A 15,406-nucleotide genomic window follows, 5' to 3' on the forward strand; every position below is an offset into this window, starting at 1 on the left:
TATCAACATGTTTGGTGGCTGGGAAAAGTTGACACATCGTTTCTCAGCATCTGTCCTATATGGAATCACATCTGCTTTTGCATTGAACTTCTTCTATCAACCAGGAAGAGTTTATGCTAGCGGTGCGACAGGGGCAGCACAGGTGGCAACAGAAATTTTTACGCGGATTATGGGGCACAATTATCTTCCTATATCGGCAACGCTCTTTCTGATTAATGTTCCCTTAATGATTTTAGCCTGGTTCCGTTTGGGAAAACAATTTACCCTGTTTACCCTGTTGACGGTTACCATGAGTTCCATTTTTATCCACTTTGTCCCTGAAACAACGCTGACACCTGATCCTATTATCAATGCCATCTTTGGGGGTACCATCATGGGTGCAGGAGTTGGATATGCCATGCGTAATGGTATTTCAAGTGGTGGTACGGACATCATTGCCCTTTATATCCGTAAAAGAACAGGCCATAATGTTGGTACACTGGGTTTCATCGTTAACGGTGTGATTATCTTTACTGCGGGCGTACTCTTTGGCTGGGAATATATGTTGTATTCTATGATTGCTATCTTTGTAAGTTCACGTGTTACAGATGCGATCTTTACGCGTCAAAAACGTATGCAAGTGATGATTGTTACCGAGAATCCTGAAATCATTATCCGAAAACTCTTTGAAAAAATGCACCACAGTGCAACAATCTTGAACAATGCTGAAGGTGCTTACTCACACGAGAAACGGACAATTTTGTTTACGGTTATCACCATGTATGAGTATCAAGATTTTAAAGAGATCATCACAAAATATGATCCAAAAGCTTTTGTCTCCATCTCAGAAAATGTCCGTGTAATAGGGAATTTTAGTGAGATTACCGATTAAGTTGACAAAATGACCGTTTTAGTATAAATTAGAGAAGGCCTCTGTCAATTTTGACAGAGGTTTTACAAGAAATTATAAAGCCATTTTTATAAGATAAGAATGGTATTAGATTGGAGAGTTGTATGAAGGATATGAGCCTCATTAAAATCCATTTTCGTAACTTTATTGCCATCAGCTTAGGCGCAATTATCTTTGCTTTTGGTTTTGTAAAGTTAAATATGGCCAATCAGTTGGCTGCAGGTGGCCTTTCCGGTATTACCTTGATCTTGCACGCATTATTCAAGTTGGATCCGGCCCTAAGTCAGTTCATTCTGAATATCCCCTTGCTTTTTATTGGTTACCGTTTCTTAGGACAACGGACCTTTACCTATACGGTCTATGCGATTGTTAACATCTCGCTTTTCCTTTCAGTTTTCCAAGCATTTGATTTTAGTATTAATCTTTTGCATGATAACTTAGTTGCAGCTCTCCTTGCCGGTGTATTTGCCGGAACGGGGATTGGGATTATCTTCCGCTTTGGCGGAACAACTGGAGGTTCAGATATCATTGCTCAGCTCTTGCAAATTAAGCGAGGCACAGCAGTGGGACGTGTGATTTTCACGATAGACCTTTTTGTAATGACACTTTCTCTCACTTACATTGATGTTAATCATATGGTTTATACATTAATTGCAAGTTTCGTAAGTGCGCAAGTTATTAACCTTATCCAATCTGGTGGTTATACCGTTCGTGGGATGCTTATTATTAGTCCTAAGTATCAAGAGATTTCAAATGCTATTCTGGCAGAACTTGGACGTGGTGCAACATTCCTCCATGGTGAAGGCGCATATTCGGGCACAGAAAAACGTGTAGTCTATGTGGTCCTTAACCCTCGAGAAGTCATGACGGTTAAAGCCTTGATTGCTGAAATAGATCCTCAAGCCTTCTCAACAGTAATAAATGTTCATGAAGTTATGGGAGATTTTACTTATCCACAAAGTAAATATAAACGTAAGAAAAAATAAAAAAGAGCCAGATTTGGTTCTTTTTTATTTTAATGGCTATTATTGAAAAAGTTTTGATGTTAGACGTTCGCCTTCAAGTCGGCCCACAGAAGAAACACCTTCTACATCAGAAGAGTCAGCATTAACGCCGTCCTTAATAATTTGTAAGCGATCGATAGCTTGGTTGATTTGAATGAGACTTTGAGTTTGATTTTCAAAGCTATAGTTACTGATCTCACGTTTCGCTTTCTTAAGGTGAATAATTGCCTTTTCGATTTCGACAAGAGCTTTTGATGTACGCATAGAGTCCCTCCTTGTTTTATGATACTAACCTTATTATAAACAAAAAGATTGGCAAAAGCCAATCTCTTAATTTTGGGCAACGAAATCATCTAAAATCTTGACAATTTCTGCTTGTGTTTCTGCTTGATTTACGGATACCTTAACTTTTGCAGCACGTTTTGCACCTTTGAGGTAGTAAGCTGCATGTTGGCGAAATTCGCGTGACGCTAAGTTATCGCCTTTGAGGTCAACAAGACGTTGTAAGTGAATCTTAGCGATACGCATTTTTTCATCCACAGTGGGTTCAGGGAGCAATTCCCCTGTGCGAAGGTAGTGTTCCGTACGGTGAAGCATCCACGGATTTCCGAGAGCTGCTCGACCAATCATGACTGCATCGACACCTGTTTCATCAATCATACGTTTCGCATCTTCAGGTGTTTTCACATCACCATTTCCGATGAAAGGAATGTTAATGTTGCTTGCTACTTTTTCAAGCCATGTCCAGTCTGCTTTACCTTCATAGAGTTGAGCACGTGTCCGTGCGTGCATTGCAACAGCAGCACCTCCAGCTGCTTCAATAGCCTTGGCATTTTCGACAGCGTAGAGATGATCAGAGTCCCAACCGATACGAATTTTTACAGTGAGTGGTAAGTCAATCGCAGAGCTGACCGCTTTCACTACATCATAAACCTTATCTGGGTCAAGCAGTAAGCGACTTCCAGCTTCATTTTTTGTTACCTTAGGAACAGGACAGCCCATATTGATATCAATGATGTCTGCTACTGTATTTTCTTGAACAAATTTCGCTGCTTCAACCAGTGTATCAACTTCACCACCAAAAATTTGCATTGAAAGTGGATGAGGTACGCCTTCAAAGTCCATCATTTGGAGCGTTTTTTTGTTACGGTGTTCGATACCTTTGTCAGAAATCATTTCAGTAACGACAAGTCCTGCTCCAAACTCTTTAGCTGTTGTCAGGAAGGCTTTATTATTAATCCCCGCCATTGGAGCGAGTACGATTTTATTAGCAATTTCTATATCCCCAATTTTCCAAGGGCGTGTGTATTTTGAATCCATAGTCATAGAGAATATTTTACCATTTTTTAAGGGATTTGCTAAAACTTTGCACTGAAAAAACCTTCGTAGGTAATTTAACGAAGATTTTTTAGATTAATCAGTAAATAAGTGCTTTATTTTTTGACGAACAGGAACTTCCTGCGCTTGAGTAGTTAAAAAGGTTGCAATATCACCCGCATGGAGTAAGGTATCTCCTCGTGGAATGATTTTTTCCCCATTTCTCTGAATAGAAACCAAGAGGCTATCTTTAGGAAGATGAAGATTTTGAACCGCCTGATGGTCAGCTTCCGAATCAAACTGGACCAAAGCTTCAATCATAATATGCCCTTCTTTTTCAGTAGCTATGTCCGAATCAGCAGTAAGAAGATTGTGGAGCAATGAATCGTAGATTGGCTCAGAGTGTAAGAGTTCGGCCACAAGATAGGAAATGAGAGAAACAAAAGCGAGAGGGAGTAGATGATCAAAAGAACCTGTCATCTCGACCAAAAGAAGAATTCCAGTCATTGGCGCACGGACGATAGCAGTAAATGTTGCTGCCATCGCTAAAATAATAAAGTTTGGGAAAAGATTAGGGGATAAATGCAAGAGAGGGATGACTGTTGTAGCAAAAATACTACCCAGACTAGCACCAAGCACCAAGAGGGGGAAGAAGATTCCTCCAGGAACACCTGAAGCATAGCTAATAATGGAAATTAAAAACTTTGCAGCAAAGACCAGACAGAGAAAGGCAAGACCCCAAGTAAGTGTCAATTGGTCAATCAGCTGGTGGCCGCTGCCGCTGATCAGTGGAAAGAAGAGTGCGACAAGAGCCGAAGCAGCGAAACTGAATAAGACACGAAGAAAAGGACTTTTTATTTTCCCTTTCATAAGGCTTTGCCCCTTTAGAAGGGCAGTATTATATACTGCACCAAAGATTCCCATAAGGATACCTAAAAGTAAAAGTAACCAATAATCTGAAAGGGGAAAGCTGCTCACGATGCGAAAATCAAAGATACTGGCTGGGCCAAAGATAATACGAGAAACAGCATCTGCCATGATAGCGGAGCTCATACAGGTTAACAAAATCAAAGGTGAGAAATATTTGAACACTTCTTCAAGCGTGAACATGATACCAGAAAGCGGGGCATTAAAAGCGGCGGATAACCCAGCTGAAGCACCAGAAGCAATCAGCAAACGTTGGTGGCGCTCAGTATAGGAAAATTTTTGACCGATGGCTTGTCCCATCGCAGCACCTAGTTGGATTGATGGACCTTCACGACCTAAGGATAACCCAGCAAACATGGCCAATGTTCCCCCGACAAACTTAGCCCAAGCTGTTGAAAACCAGTCTGGTTTAAAGTAGCCCAGCAATTGCCCTTTGACTTGAGGAATTCCGCTGCCGGTTGACATAGGATATCTTTTCATCAAAGTACTGACAATAAAGGCAAGGAGGAGTAAGACAGGGAGGAGAAAAAGAACATAGATAAGATGCGTACTGACTTGATGATAGAGGGTGACACCTAATTTTTCAGCTATGGAAAGAGACAAACGATAAAAGCTGGCTAAGAAGCCAGCTGCCAGTCCAACCAATAGACTTAAAAAAATTAAACCTATATTTTTGTTTGACGATTGTGAAAGATCTTTAATCAATAGTCTCATTTTTGAGCAGCTCCCAAGATTAAATCATTGAGTTCTTTTTCTGTAAATTCATATTTACGTCCGCAAAATTGGCAGAGTACTTCAGCGCCATGATCTTCTTCAATAATCTCAGTGAGGGCTTGACTTCCAAGACTTTGCAAGCCTTCAGAAAATCGCTCTTTTGAACAATCACATTCAAAGGCTAAGGGTGACTCAGCTAGAATCGTATATTCGAGCTCACCATAAAGCGCAGCTAACATAGCTTCAAGTGGCTTCTCTTTTAAAAGCATTTCCGAAATGCTTGGCATTGCTTTAATATTTTTTTCCATCACTGTGATTTCATCATCAGTTGCATCAGGCAGGGCTTGAAGCATAAAACCGCCTGCGATTTTAACACTATCTTCTCCGTCATTGAGCAAGACATTTAAACCAACAGAAGAAGGTGTTTGCTCACTGGAGAGAAAATACCAGGCTAAGTCTTCACCAATTTCCCCTGTAATTAAATCAGTTTGTCCTGTATAAGGTTGACGAAGTCCCATATCTTTAATAACCACAAAGAAGCCATTCCCAACGAAAGGAGCAACAAGTACTTCTCCTGTTGAAGCTTTTTTATAGTCTAAATCTTTGTTTTGAACATAACCTTTAACATTTCCTTTAGCATCTGCTACGGCAACAATTGCACCCATAGCACCATCACCCAAGATTTTGACTGTGATTTTACTGTCCCCTTTTTCATTGGCACCTAAAATTTGAGCAGCAATCAAGGTACGACCGAGTGCAACAGTAGAAGTAGGCATCGTTTGATGACGTTCCTGAGCTTCACGGACAGTCAAGGTTGAATCAAGAGCAAAAGCACGAAAGTGACCATTTTTTGAAATGGATTTTAATATTTTATCAGTCATAACTCCTTCTATTTTAACATATTTTTAACAGCATTGATTGCTGGGCTTTTATTTTGGCGATGATATTTTGTATTAAAAACAAATGGGGCAAAAAAGTAAGGTTTGTAGAGAAAACTGGAATAAAGTTAGATATTTCCGAACAAAAAAAGAGATTTATAGCAAAAAACTTATTTCTTACTCAAATCAAATTATTTTTTTTGCTATAATAGGAATAGTGCGATAGGAGCTTTTCAATATCAAAATGCCAGCTGTGTCACCTGAAAAGGAGACATAGAGCGTACAAATATTAAAAGAAAAGAGAGCTATTATGCCATCAGTTGTTGTTGTAGGAACGCAGTGGGGAGATGAAGGAAAAGGTAAAATTACGGACTTCCTCAGCTCAGACGCAGAAGTTATTGCGCGTTACCAAGGAGGGGACAATGCCGGTCACACTATTGTTATCGACGGCTTTAAGTACAAACTCCACCTTATCCCATCTGGTATTTTCTTCCCAGAAAAAACATCTGTTATCGGTAATGGTGTAGTAATCAACCCCAAAGCCCTGGTTAAAGAAATTGCTTACCTCCACGAAAACGGTGTAACAACAGATAATCTTCGTATCTCAGACCGCGCCCACGTTATCTTGCCTTACCATATCAAGTTAGATGCCCTTCAAGAAGAAGCTAAAGGCGATCAAAAGATTGGTACGACAATCAAAGGTATCGGCCCAGCCTACATGGATAAAGCAGCACGTGTCGGTATCCGTATCGCAGACCTTCTCGATAAAGAAATTTTTGAAGAACGTTTACGTACAAATCTTGAAAATAAAAACCGTGAATTCGTTAAACTTTACGACAGTGAAGCACTTGATTTCGATGAAATCTTTAACGAATACTATGAATACGGTCAACAAATTAAAAAATATGTAGCTGACACTTCAGTAATCTTGAACGATGCGCTTGATGAAGGCCACCGTGTCCTCTTTGAAGGTGCACAAGGTGTTATGTTAGATATCGACCAAGGAACTTATCCTTTTGTTACATCTTCAAACCCATTGGCAGGAGGAGTCGCTATCGGTTCAGGTGTTGGCCCAACAAAAATTGATAAAGCAGTTGGTGTATGTAAAGCCTATACTTCACGTGTTGGAGATGGTCCATTCCCAACAGAGCTTTTTGATGAAACAGGTCACCAAATCCGTGAAGTTGGACATGAATATGGTACAACAACAGGTCGTCCACGCCGTGTAGGATGGTTTGATGCGGTCGTTATGCGTCACTCACGTCGTGTTTCAGGCCTGACTCATCTTAGCTTGAACTCTATTGATGTTCTGGCAGGATTACCAACAGTGAAAATCTGTGTCGCTTACGAACTTGACGGAAAAGAAATCACTCACTACCCAGCAAGTCTTAAAGAATTGGAACGTTGTAAACCAATTTACGAAGAAATGCCAGGTTGGTCTGAAGATATTACAGGAATGCGAACTCTTGAAGAACTTCCAGAAACAGCACGCAACTATGTACTTCGTGTTGCAGAACTCGTTGGTGTTCGCATCTCAACATTCTCTGTCGGTCCAGATCGTGACCAAACAAACGTTTTGGAAAATGTTTGGGAAGCATAAGGAAATCAATCTAAAAAAAGCAAGCAATCATTGATTTGATTGCTTTTTTTGTCTTTTTAGTGACCGATATCCTTATAGATAAGATCGTACATTGAAGTTTTGACTAATTTGAGAAATATAGGTTTAAATTTTTCAGGAGTTAGAGGAATTTGGACGCTGAACCAAAGTGTAAAGATAATATCCAAATACGAAATCCAGAAGGAGAGAAGCTGTTTAGAGGAAAAATAGGGGCTTAATTGATGCACTTTTACCAGATAATCATAACGTTCTTTCGCCCAAGGGTAGACAAGATCAATTGCTCCAATATCTGTCCGGTACAAGAGTTTACTCGTTACTAGGATATGGGCCTCATCTCGATGTTGCCACAGAATGTGTAGGATTATGTCAGCGAAAATTTCAACAGGAATTTCATTGGGACTATGACGAAAAAGTTGCGTGTTGATTTCTTGGAAAATACCGCTATAGATATATGCGATAATACCATCAATTCCTTGATTTCCAAAGTTATATCGAATAGTATTTCGAGTAATCCCTGTACGACGGGTAATCTCTTCGATATTTACAATCCCGCCCTCAGCAGCGATATTCAGTAAAGTTCTGATGACTATTTCTTTCGTGTTTTTAGCCATTTTTCATTCTCCTATATATTATTTGGGTAGAAAATATTATAAAACCAGATGAGTTGAACTAAGATATTAAATGAAGTAATCTCGAATTTCTTTTTAAAAGAAGCTGTTAGGCTTAATTTTGGACTTGATAATTTGCCTAATTGTAAAATAGTTACCATTATTTATCATTAGGTGTTAAAACGAAAGCAAAAAAAGACGAATATGGTTAAAAATTAGACTAAATATACTTAAATACAAAACAGTTGTTCTATTTGTGGTTCTTTTTTGCTAGAAATAGATGGATTTGATTTGTTTTGTTATTACTTTACATTACGAATGATACGAATATATAATAGTATTATATAAAATAAGTAACGAAAAACAAATTTAAAACGAATATATTGAATTTAAGTTTGTCAGACTTAAATGGAGTGAAAAGATGAAAAATTTATTTGGAAACAGTCGTAACAACGAAGAAAATACTGTAAAACAAAATGAAGGAAAAACAACGATACATCTGGAAGAGTTTAATAAGGTCCGTGAGGAACTGGAAACGAATAATCAAAGTTTGAAAGATGCTCTCCTTAAGACCGAAGGAGAAAAGCATAAAGTAATTTTTGAAAGAAAAAAACTGGAAACAGAGCTACAGCAGCTTAAAGTAGAACAAGAAAAGCAGCTTCTGGAAAAAGAACAAGCAGTACAAAAATTGGAAGAGAGGCTTCAAAAAAACATTGACAATAATCAAGGGGAACTTGTGGCCTTGGAGGAATTGAAAGAGCAAAACGAAGCATTAAAAAAAGAAAATGTAGATATACGTACTCAGGTTGCTGATTATTTATTAGAGTTACAAAAAGAAAATGAAAAACGCCAAGAAGCACTTGAAAAAGAAAAAAATGATGTTATAGAGCAAGCAAAAATAGAGTGTAACCAGATGAAGCATCAAACAGAAAGAGAAGTGAGTACACTCAAAGTTAATGCAAAAAAAGAGGCAGAAAAAATGCTTCAAGAGATAGATAATCTGAAAAAAGAAACGCAAAAAGAAACCGATCAACTCAAAGAAAATGCTCAACGCGAGGTTGAGAAAATGTTTAGAAAGTCTGAAGCGCTTAAAGCAGCTATGCTTAAAGAACAAGAAACATTAAGACTTAAAGCAGAACAAGAAAAGGTGCAGGCAGCGAGTGAGGCAGAGCTGATGAAAAAAGCTATTGCTGAGGAAAATAAAGTCTTGCGTTTTGAAGGGCAAAAAGAGTTTGAAAAGGCGAAAAAGGAAACAGAACTCTATATAACTCAAAAACAAGAGGAAGCAGAGGCAATAGTTAAGGCAGCTGAGGAAAAAGGACGAGAAAAACTCATTGAGGCAGAGGAACAGTTAGCAGAGTTGAACAATCAAATTTTAGAAACAAGGAATGCTGCTAAGGAGTTGATTGGTCGTTTGGGTGAATTGATGAAGCTTGGAATTTAAGAACATCAGTCATAGACATCTGAAAAATAAAGCGCTGAAAAGGCGCTTTTTGAACGAGTAGATCACAGATATTATTAAAAGTTAACGGAAAGGAGATAAGGAGTGGTTCAAAGCCAGTATGAAGAGTTATTTAACGAATCAGAAGATTTACTGAAACAAATGTCCTATATGCTAGAATCACCAAGCCCTCCACCGTCCCCTAATGTGCATCAGGTTAAGAAAAGAAAACTGAAAAGGTGGGTTCGGAGTGGAATAATTTTATTCACCCTCTTCATTTTGCTTCTAGGCCTTGCGATGGGAGGAGGACAACTCTTAAGAATTATCGGAAGATATGTTCCTCTAAGTTCTAATGTGGAAGTTCAAAGTAAACCGCAATCGATGAGTGACTATACGCTTGAACACACAGAGGATAATTATCCTAGCAATATGGCAAAGGTGCGCGTGTCTTTAGAAATAAAAGCAGAAAAGCAGCGAAAGTCAGGACAACTGGTCATTCAAAATCTACCGACGAATCGTACACGTCTAAGATTTACCATACTTGTAGAGGGCAAGAAAGAACCAATATTTCGCTCAGAAATGATTGATCCGGGGTATGCAGTCACGGAGATACCATTGGATAAACAATACCTGAATGGTAAACATAAGGCACGTCTTTTATTAGAATTCTATGAAATGGAACAAGAAAATAAAATTACAGAAAGCTTAATGGATATCATGATTAATGCGACTTAGTCAGTAGGCTTCTGTTTTTAAAGAATACGTTGAAGCTCGCATACTTAGTCACCCTTTTATATACAAATAAGGCAGAAGATTAAGGATTGACAAATGAGATAAATCTGCTAAAATAAGAACATATAAAGAATGAGAAGAGTAGGTTACTGGAACGTTTAAGGGAGTGATGTCGTCGACTGCAAATCATCACACGGAAAAGTTATTGAAGTTCACCTCGTTCTAATTTAAAATAGTCTTTAATTAAGTGATAAAATAGGATGGTACCGCGGTTTTCGCTCCTTTGTTTAGGGGTTGAAATCGTGGTATTTTTTGTCATCATGGTTAGAAGGTATTAGGAGAAGAAATGAATTTACAAGAAAAAATTGAAGCTTTACGTGAACAAGCTTTGAATAATTTAACAGCTGCCGTGGAAGAAAGAATGCTGAATGATTTGCGAACAGCAATCATGGGTAAAAAAGGTGAGCTGACAGAAATCCTCAAAGGGATGAAAGACTTAACAAATGAAGAACGTCCAGTTATCGGTGCTCTAGCTAATGCTTTCCGTGACGAGTTTGGAGCAAAGCTTGAGGAGAAAAAAACAGAACTCGAAGCAGCAGCAATGAATGCAGCCTTGAATTCTGAAACTTTAGATGTAACTTTACCTGGTCACGCACCTAAAAAAGGGGCACGCCATATCTTGACGCAAACAGCAGAAGAGATTGAAGAAATTTTCTTGGGAATGGGTTATGAGATTGTAGACGGCTATGAAGTCGAAACTGACCATTATAATTTTGAACGCATGAACTTGCCTAAAGATCACCCAGCGCGTGATATGCAAGATACTTTCTATGTGACAAACGAGGTATTGCTACGTACCCATACATCACCAATGCAAGCACGCACGATGGATCAACACGACTTTAGTAAAGGTGGTTTACGTATGATTGCTCCAGGTCGCGTTTACCGCCGTGATACTGATGATGCTACTCACAGCCACCAATTCCATCAAGTCGAAGGTTTAGTTGTGGATAAAAACATTACAATGGCCGACCTTAAAGGTACGCTTGAACTTGTTATCCAAAAAATGTTTGGTGCTGACCGCGAGATTCGCCTACGTCCTTCTTACTTCCCATTTACTGAACCCTCTGTTGAGGTTGATGTAAGCTGCTTCAAATGTGGCGGCAAAGGATGTAACGTCTGCAAGTATACCGGTTGGATTGAAATTCTTGGTGCGGGTATGGTTCATCCTAATGTTTTAGAAATGAGCGGTATCGATAGCAAGGAATATTCTGGTTTTGCTTTTGGTATGGGACAAGAACGTATCGCAATGCTCCGCTATGGTATCAACGATATTCGTGGCTTCTATCAAGGTGACTTACGTTTCTTAGAACAATTCGGAAAATAATTTCAGAAGTAAAGACATAAAAGAAAACGGAATAAAAGGAAAAATAAAATGTTAGTATCATATAAATGGTTAAAAAAATTAGTGAACGGTCTTGATGATATTCCCGTTGCTGATTTGGCAGAAAAAATGTCACTTTCAGGTATTGAGATTGAAGGTGTAACTGTACCAGGTCAAGGCTTGTCAAAAATTGTTGTCGGTCAAGTATTGACTTGTGAAGATGTTCCTGAGACACATCTTCATATTTGCCAAGTCGATGTTGGTGAAGAAGAATCCCTCCAAATCGTCTGCGGCGCTCCCAATGTCAAAGCAGGGATTAAAGTAATAACAGCACTTGTTGGTGCACGTATCGCGGATAACTATAAAATCAAAAAAGGAAAAATCCGAGGTATCGTTTCATTAGGAATGCTATGTGCGCTTGATGAAATTGGTATTCCTGAATCTGTTAATCCAATGAAACATGAAGATGGTATCTATATTTTACCTGAAGATGCAGTGATTGGTGACAGTGTCTTGCCATATCTTGACTTAGATGATGAAATTATCGAACCTGATATCTTGGCTAACCGTGCTGATGCAATGTCAATGCGTGGAGTTGCCTATGAAGTCGCAGCTATCTATGGGAAAACAGTCAACTTTGATGAAAAAACGGTAACCGAAGTAGCCAAAAAAGCAGCAGATAAAGTAGCTGTAAAAGTAGAAACAAGTACAGAACAAGTCCCAACCTACAAGATTCGTATGATTGAAAATGTCAAGATTGCACCATCGCCACTTTGGCTGCAAAATACCTTGATGAATGCTGGTATTCGTCCCATCAATAATGTTGTTGACGTAACCAACTATGTTTTGATGTACTACGGTCAACCACTCCACGCTTTTGATTTTGATAAATTTGGCGCAGATGAGATTGTAGTTCGTCAAGCCAATCAAGGAGAGAAAATCGTTACTCTTGATGAACAAGAGCGTGAACTTAGCACAGAAGATATCGTGATTACAGCTAATGGTCAACCGGTAGCTCTTGGAGGTGTCATGGGGGGCTTTGACAGTGAAATTACTGATCAAACCGTCACAGTAGCTTTAGAAGCTGCACTTTTCAATGGCACTTCAATCCGTAAAACTTCACATAAGTTTGCCTTACGCTCAGAATCTTCAAGTCGTTTTGAAAAAGGAATCAATCAGGGAACAGTGCGCGAAGCACTAGACTTTGCAGCAGCAATGATTCAAGAACTGGCTGGCGGAGAGATTCTCTCAGGTGTAGTAGAGTCAAATGACTTCATGCCAGAACCTCAAGAAGTTAACATTACTTTGGACCGTATTAATGCGGCTTTAGGAACATCACTTGATGAAGCAGAAGTTCTTGCGATTTTAGCGCAACTTGGTTTTGAAACACAAGAAAAAGAAGGACAATTTAATATTCAAATTCCTTCACGCCGTTGGGATATCAAGATTGAAGCCGATATCGTGGAAGAAGTAGCTCGTATTTATGGTTATGATAATTTGCCTAGTACCTTACCTTCAGGTGCGACAGCAGGTGAATTAACGGCCATGCAAAAATTGCGTCGTAAGGTACGCACACACGTCGAAGCGGCAGGACTTTCAGAAGTTATTGGCTACTCTTTAACTACAGCAGAAAAAGCGCAAGAATTTGTAGAAACACAAGGGGCAACAACATCGTTGATGTTACCAATGACAGAAGATCGTCAGACCCTACGTGGCAGTCAAATTCCAGGTCTTTTAGATATTGTTAATTACAATCAAAACCGCAAAAATGCAGATGTTGCGATTTATGAAGTGGGCAATATCTTTGTAGCGACAGATTCTAAAGATACACGTCCTCTTGAAATTCCTCATCTTGCCTTTGCTATTTCTGGAAATGTAGAAGACAAAACCTACAGTTCTGATGCTGTAGCTGTGGACTTTTATCATGCAAAAGCTATTGTTGAACAACTTTTAGCAGGTTATGACAATCTTGCTTTTGAAGCATACTCTGAAATCAAAGAGATGCATCCAGGACGTACTGCACGTATTCTTTTGGGTGACCGTCAAGTTGGTTTCGTAGGGCAAGTACATCCTGCAGCAGCAAAAGCTTATGATGTGAAAGAAACTTATGTGGCTTCATTGGACTTAGATGCAATGCTTGAGCTTGCACCAGCGCAGACAGTCTTCGTGGAAATTCCAAAAGTTCAAGCTGTGCATCGTGACATTGCGATGTTGGTAGATGCAGAGAAGACACATGCTGAAATCGTAGAGACAATCACTTCAAGTAAAGTTAAAACATTAAGCAAAGTTGAACTCTTTGATATTTATCAAGGTGAAAACTTACCAGAAGGTAAGAAATCAATGGCTTACAGCTTAACTTTCCAAAGCCGTGAAAAGACAATGACAGAAGAAGAAATTGCAAAAGCAATGGCAAAAATCACGAAAAATCTTGTAGAAACTTTAGCAGTTGAAATTCGTTAAATAAAAAACCTTGGAGAATCTTCCAAGGTTTTATTATGAGTTTTAAAAAAAGTCAAGAGACAAAGTATTAATAAAAGCGGTTTACATTAAGTTTCAATAACCATACGTAACTTAATTGCAATCAAACAGCGTTCTTTTTGTGTTAGAATGGTAAAATATGAAAAAGAACAATTGGAAAAAAGGAGCAACTCTACTTGGACTTTCAGTTGGAATGCTGACATTGGGCCTACAAGTTGCTAAAGCTGACGAAAGTGCGATTAATAAAGATATCGAGAACTTTCAGCAACAGCTCAACTCGGAACTTTCTCAGACAAATGCAATCTATGCGAAAGCAACTGTTTCACAAAACAAACTAAAATTAACGCAAGAAAAGATTGAAAATCTGAATCAAGAGATTGAAAGAACTGAGGGAAAATACAATTCCTTAAAAGAAATCGTAGCGAAGCAAATGCGTTCAATGCAAGCCCACGGTGGAGCTTCAGCTTCTGTTCTTAATGTAGTATTGAATGCTAATGATTTTCATGAAGCGATACAGGCTTGGACAAATTTGAGTGTTATTTTAAGAGCTGAAGATGCGCAAGCTAAGGACTTAGTAGATACGCAGAAAACTTTGGAAACAATGCAAAGCTCTCTTCTACAAACAAAAGATGAGTTAAAAACCGCTCAAGCAGACTACCAAAAGCAAGCGGAGAATCTCGAAGAAAGTATCCATACACTAAAAAATAAAGTGGCTGATAACCAGACCGTACTGGAAGAGATGAAAGCCCAAGCAGAAATGGCTAAAGATACTACAGTGGACGAGGACGGAGATAAGCCTAAAGTAGAGCCTTTGGCTTCAAAGAAAAAAGAAGAGTCTAAAACTTCGGAGGCTAAGGATACTACCATTACTACTCCAAGTAGTGATGGAGGAACTTCCTTGACCGTTTCAGCTACGGCCTACTCCTCAGATAACGGCTTAGGTTTCATCACAGCTACAGGGATAAATCTTCACCAAAACCCAATGTGTATTGCCGTTGACCCTTCTGTTATTCCCTTAGGAAAGATGGTTGAAGTACCAGGTTACGGTATTGCTATCGCAGGTGATACAGGTGGAGCCATCAAGGGAAATATTATTGATGTGCATCTTCCGACAACAGCTCAAGCGCAAGCTTGGGGACGTAAAACAATACAGATTAATATACTCAGTTAAAGATTACTGAAAAAATAAGTAAAAAACTCCTGCTTAACAGGGGTTTTTTGTCTTTCATCTGGATCTCCTATCGCTCTTATCTTCTGAAATTATTTTGAAAATCATAAGAAAAACATTACAATAATATTATATAGATGTTATTGTTGTTACTTAACGATAACGAAATATTTGACGGGGTAAAGCAGATGACTTATAATCGGTCAGCACAGCACAGCACAGCACAGCACAGCACAGCACAGCACAGC

Annotated in this window: 13 protein-coding genes; 8 read left to right on the plus strand and 5 right to left on the minus strand. The window is 38.9% G+C overall.

Annotated features, from left to right (window positions below; all coding sequences use genetic code 11):
• Positions 1-7: 7 nt before the first annotated feature.
• Positions 8-871 carry a YitT family protein gene (locus tag KJS37_RS07610; protein ID WP_185767522.1) on the plus strand — a complete coding sequence of 288 codons (864 nt, stop codon included), beginning with the start codon at positions 8-10 and terminating at the stop codon, positions 869-871.
• A 122-nt stretch (positions 872-993) separates the two neighbouring features.
• Positions 994-1,875 (plus strand): YitT family protein, encoded by an 882-nt coding sequence (locus KJS37_RS07615; RefSeq protein ID WP_017368602.1) that lies wholly within the window; start codon positions 994-996, stop codon positions 1,873-1,875.
• 39 nt (positions 1,876-1,914) lie between these two features.
• Here the strand turns inward: KJS37_RS07615 and KJS37_RS07620 are convergent, their stop codons facing one another.
• The 4 genes from KJS37_RS07620 to hslO all read right to left on the minus strand — a co-directional run bounded on the left by KJS37_RS07620 (position 1,915) and on the right by hslO (position 5,732).
• Positions 1,915-2,157 carry a hypothetical protein gene (locus KJS37_RS07620; RefSeq protein ID WP_017368601.1) on the minus strand — a complete coding sequence of 81 codons (243 nt, stop codon included), beginning with the start codon at positions 2,155-2,157 and terminating at the stop codon, positions 1,915-1,917.
• Between the two features lie 66 nt (positions 2,158-2,223).
• Complete coding sequence (gene dusB, locus KJS37_RS07625; RefSeq protein ID WP_213496676.1) at positions 2,224-3,219, minus strand: tRNA dihydrouridine synthase DusB; 996 nt, start codon at positions 3,217-3,219, stop codon at positions 2,224-2,226.
• Between the two features lie 87 nt (positions 3,220-3,306).
• Positions 3,307-4,851 (minus strand): ClC family H(+)/Cl(-) exchange transporter, encoded by a 1,545-nt coding sequence (locus tag KJS37_RS07630; protein WP_096369092.1) that lies wholly within the window; start codon positions 4,849-4,851, stop codon positions 3,307-3,309.
• Positions 4,848-5,732 carry an Hsp33 family molecular chaperone HslO gene (gene hslO / locus KJS37_RS07635; protein WP_213496678.1) on the minus strand — a complete coding sequence of 295 codons (885 nt, stop codon included), beginning with the start codon at positions 5,730-5,732 and terminating at the stop codon, positions 4,848-4,850. The genes KJS37_RS07630 and hslO overlap by 4 nt, the downstream gene beginning before the upstream one ends.
• 307 nt (positions 5,733-6,039) lie before the next feature.
• Between hslO and KJS37_RS07640 the strand changes: the two genes are divergently transcribed.
• Positions 6,040-7,329, plus strand: a complete 1,290-nt coding sequence (locus KJS37_RS07640) for an adenylosuccinate synthase (RefSeq protein WP_017368598.1) — start codon at positions 6,040-6,042, stop codon at positions 7,327-7,329.
• Between the two features lie 56 nt (positions 7,330-7,385).
• Here the strand turns inward: KJS37_RS07640 and KJS37_RS07645 are convergent, their stop codons facing one another.
• Positions 7,386-7,958 carry a TetR/AcrR family transcriptional regulator gene (locus tag KJS37_RS07645; protein ID WP_165711962.1) on the minus strand — a complete coding sequence of 191 codons (573 nt, stop codon included), beginning with the start codon at positions 7,956-7,958 and terminating at the stop codon, positions 7,386-7,388.
• A gap of 418 nt (positions 7,959-8,376) precedes the next feature.
• Here KJS37_RS07645 and KJS37_RS07650 point away from each other — a divergent pair, with 418 nt between their 5' ends.
• From KJS37_RS07650 to KJS37_RS07670, 5 genes are all read left to right on the plus strand, one after another.
• A complete protein-coding gene (locus KJS37_RS07650) occupies positions 8,377-9,399 on the plus strand; it encodes a coiled-coil domain-containing protein (RefSeq protein ID WP_213496680.1) in 1,023 nt (340 codons plus the stop codon).
• A 102-nt stretch (positions 9,400-9,501) separates the two neighbouring features.
• Positions 9,502-10,131 (plus strand): hypothetical protein, encoded by a 630-nt coding sequence (locus tag KJS37_RS07655; RefSeq protein ID WP_213496683.1) that lies wholly within the window; start codon positions 9,502-9,504, stop codon positions 10,129-10,131.
• Between the two features lie 343 nt (positions 10,132-10,474).
• Complete coding sequence (gene pheS / locus KJS37_RS07660) at positions 10,475-11,515, plus strand: phenylalanine--tRNA ligase subunit alpha (protein ID WP_165714201.1); 1,041 nt, start codon at positions 10,475-10,477, stop codon at positions 11,513-11,515.
• A gap of 48 nt (positions 11,516-11,563) precedes the next feature.
• Entirely contained in the window at positions 11,564-13,972 is a 2,409-nt protein-coding gene (gene pheT, locus KJS37_RS07665; RefSeq protein WP_213496685.1) for a phenylalanine--tRNA ligase subunit beta, read from the plus strand.
• 157 nt (positions 13,973-14,129) lie between these two features.
• Positions 14,130-15,161 (plus strand): 3D domain-containing protein, encoded by a 1,032-nt coding sequence (locus KJS37_RS07670; protein WP_213496687.1) that lies wholly within the window; start codon positions 14,130-14,132, stop codon positions 15,159-15,161.
• Positions 15,162-15,406 lie beyond the last annotated feature (245 nt).

The sequence above is a fragment of the Lactococcus formosensis genome (assembly GCF_018403745.1).
Taxonomy (GTDB): domain Bacteria; phylum Bacillota; class Bacilli; order Lactobacillales; family Streptococcaceae; genus Lactococcus; species Lactococcus formosensis.

Excerpts from the sequence above, each read along its gene's own strand:
- KJS37_RS07610 (WP_185767522.1), top strand. The coding sequence starts at position 8 with ATGTTTGGTGGCTGGGAAAAGTTGACACATCGTTTCTCAGCATCTGTC.
- KJS37_RS07615 (WP_017368602.1), top strand. The coding sequence starts at position 994 with ATGAAGGATATGAGCCTCATTAAAATCCATTTTCGTAACTTTATTGCC.
- KJS37_RS07620 (WP_017368601.1), bottom strand. The coding sequence starts at position 2,157 with ATGCGTACATCAAAAGCTCTTGTCGAAATCGAAAAGGCAATTATTCAC.
- dusB (WP_213496676.1), bottom strand. The coding sequence starts at position 3,219 with ATGACTATGGATTCAAAATACACACGCCCTTGGAAAATTGGGGATATA.
- KJS37_RS07630 (WP_096369092.1), bottom strand. The coding sequence starts at position 4,851 with ATGAGACTATTGATTAAAGATCTTTCACAATCGTCAAACAAAAATATA.
- hslO (WP_213496678.1), bottom strand. The coding sequence starts at position 5,732 with ATGACTGATAAAATATTAAAATCCATTTCAAAAAATGGTCACTTTCGT.
- KJS37_RS07640 (WP_017368598.1), top strand. The coding sequence starts at position 6,040 with ATGCCATCAGTTGTTGTTGTAGGAACGCAGTGGGGAGATGAAGGAAAA.
- KJS37_RS07645 (WP_165711962.1), bottom strand. The coding sequence starts at position 7,958 with ATGGCTAAAAACACGAAAGAAATAGTCATCAGAACTTTACTGAATATC.
- KJS37_RS07650 (WP_213496680.1), top strand. The coding sequence starts at position 8,377 with ATGAAAAATTTATTTGGAAACAGTCGTAACAACGAAGAAAATACTGTA.
- pheS (WP_165714201.1), top strand. The coding sequence starts at position 10,475 with ATGAATTTACAAGAAAAAATTGAAGCTTTACGTGAACAAGCTTTGAAT.
- pheT (WP_213496685.1), top strand. The coding sequence starts at position 11,564 with ATGTTAGTATCATATAAATGGTTAAAAAAATTAGTGAACGGTCTTGAT.
- KJS37_RS07670 (WP_213496687.1), top strand. The coding sequence starts at position 14,130 with ATGAAAAAGAACAATTGGAAAAAAGGAGCAACTCTACTTGGACTTTCA.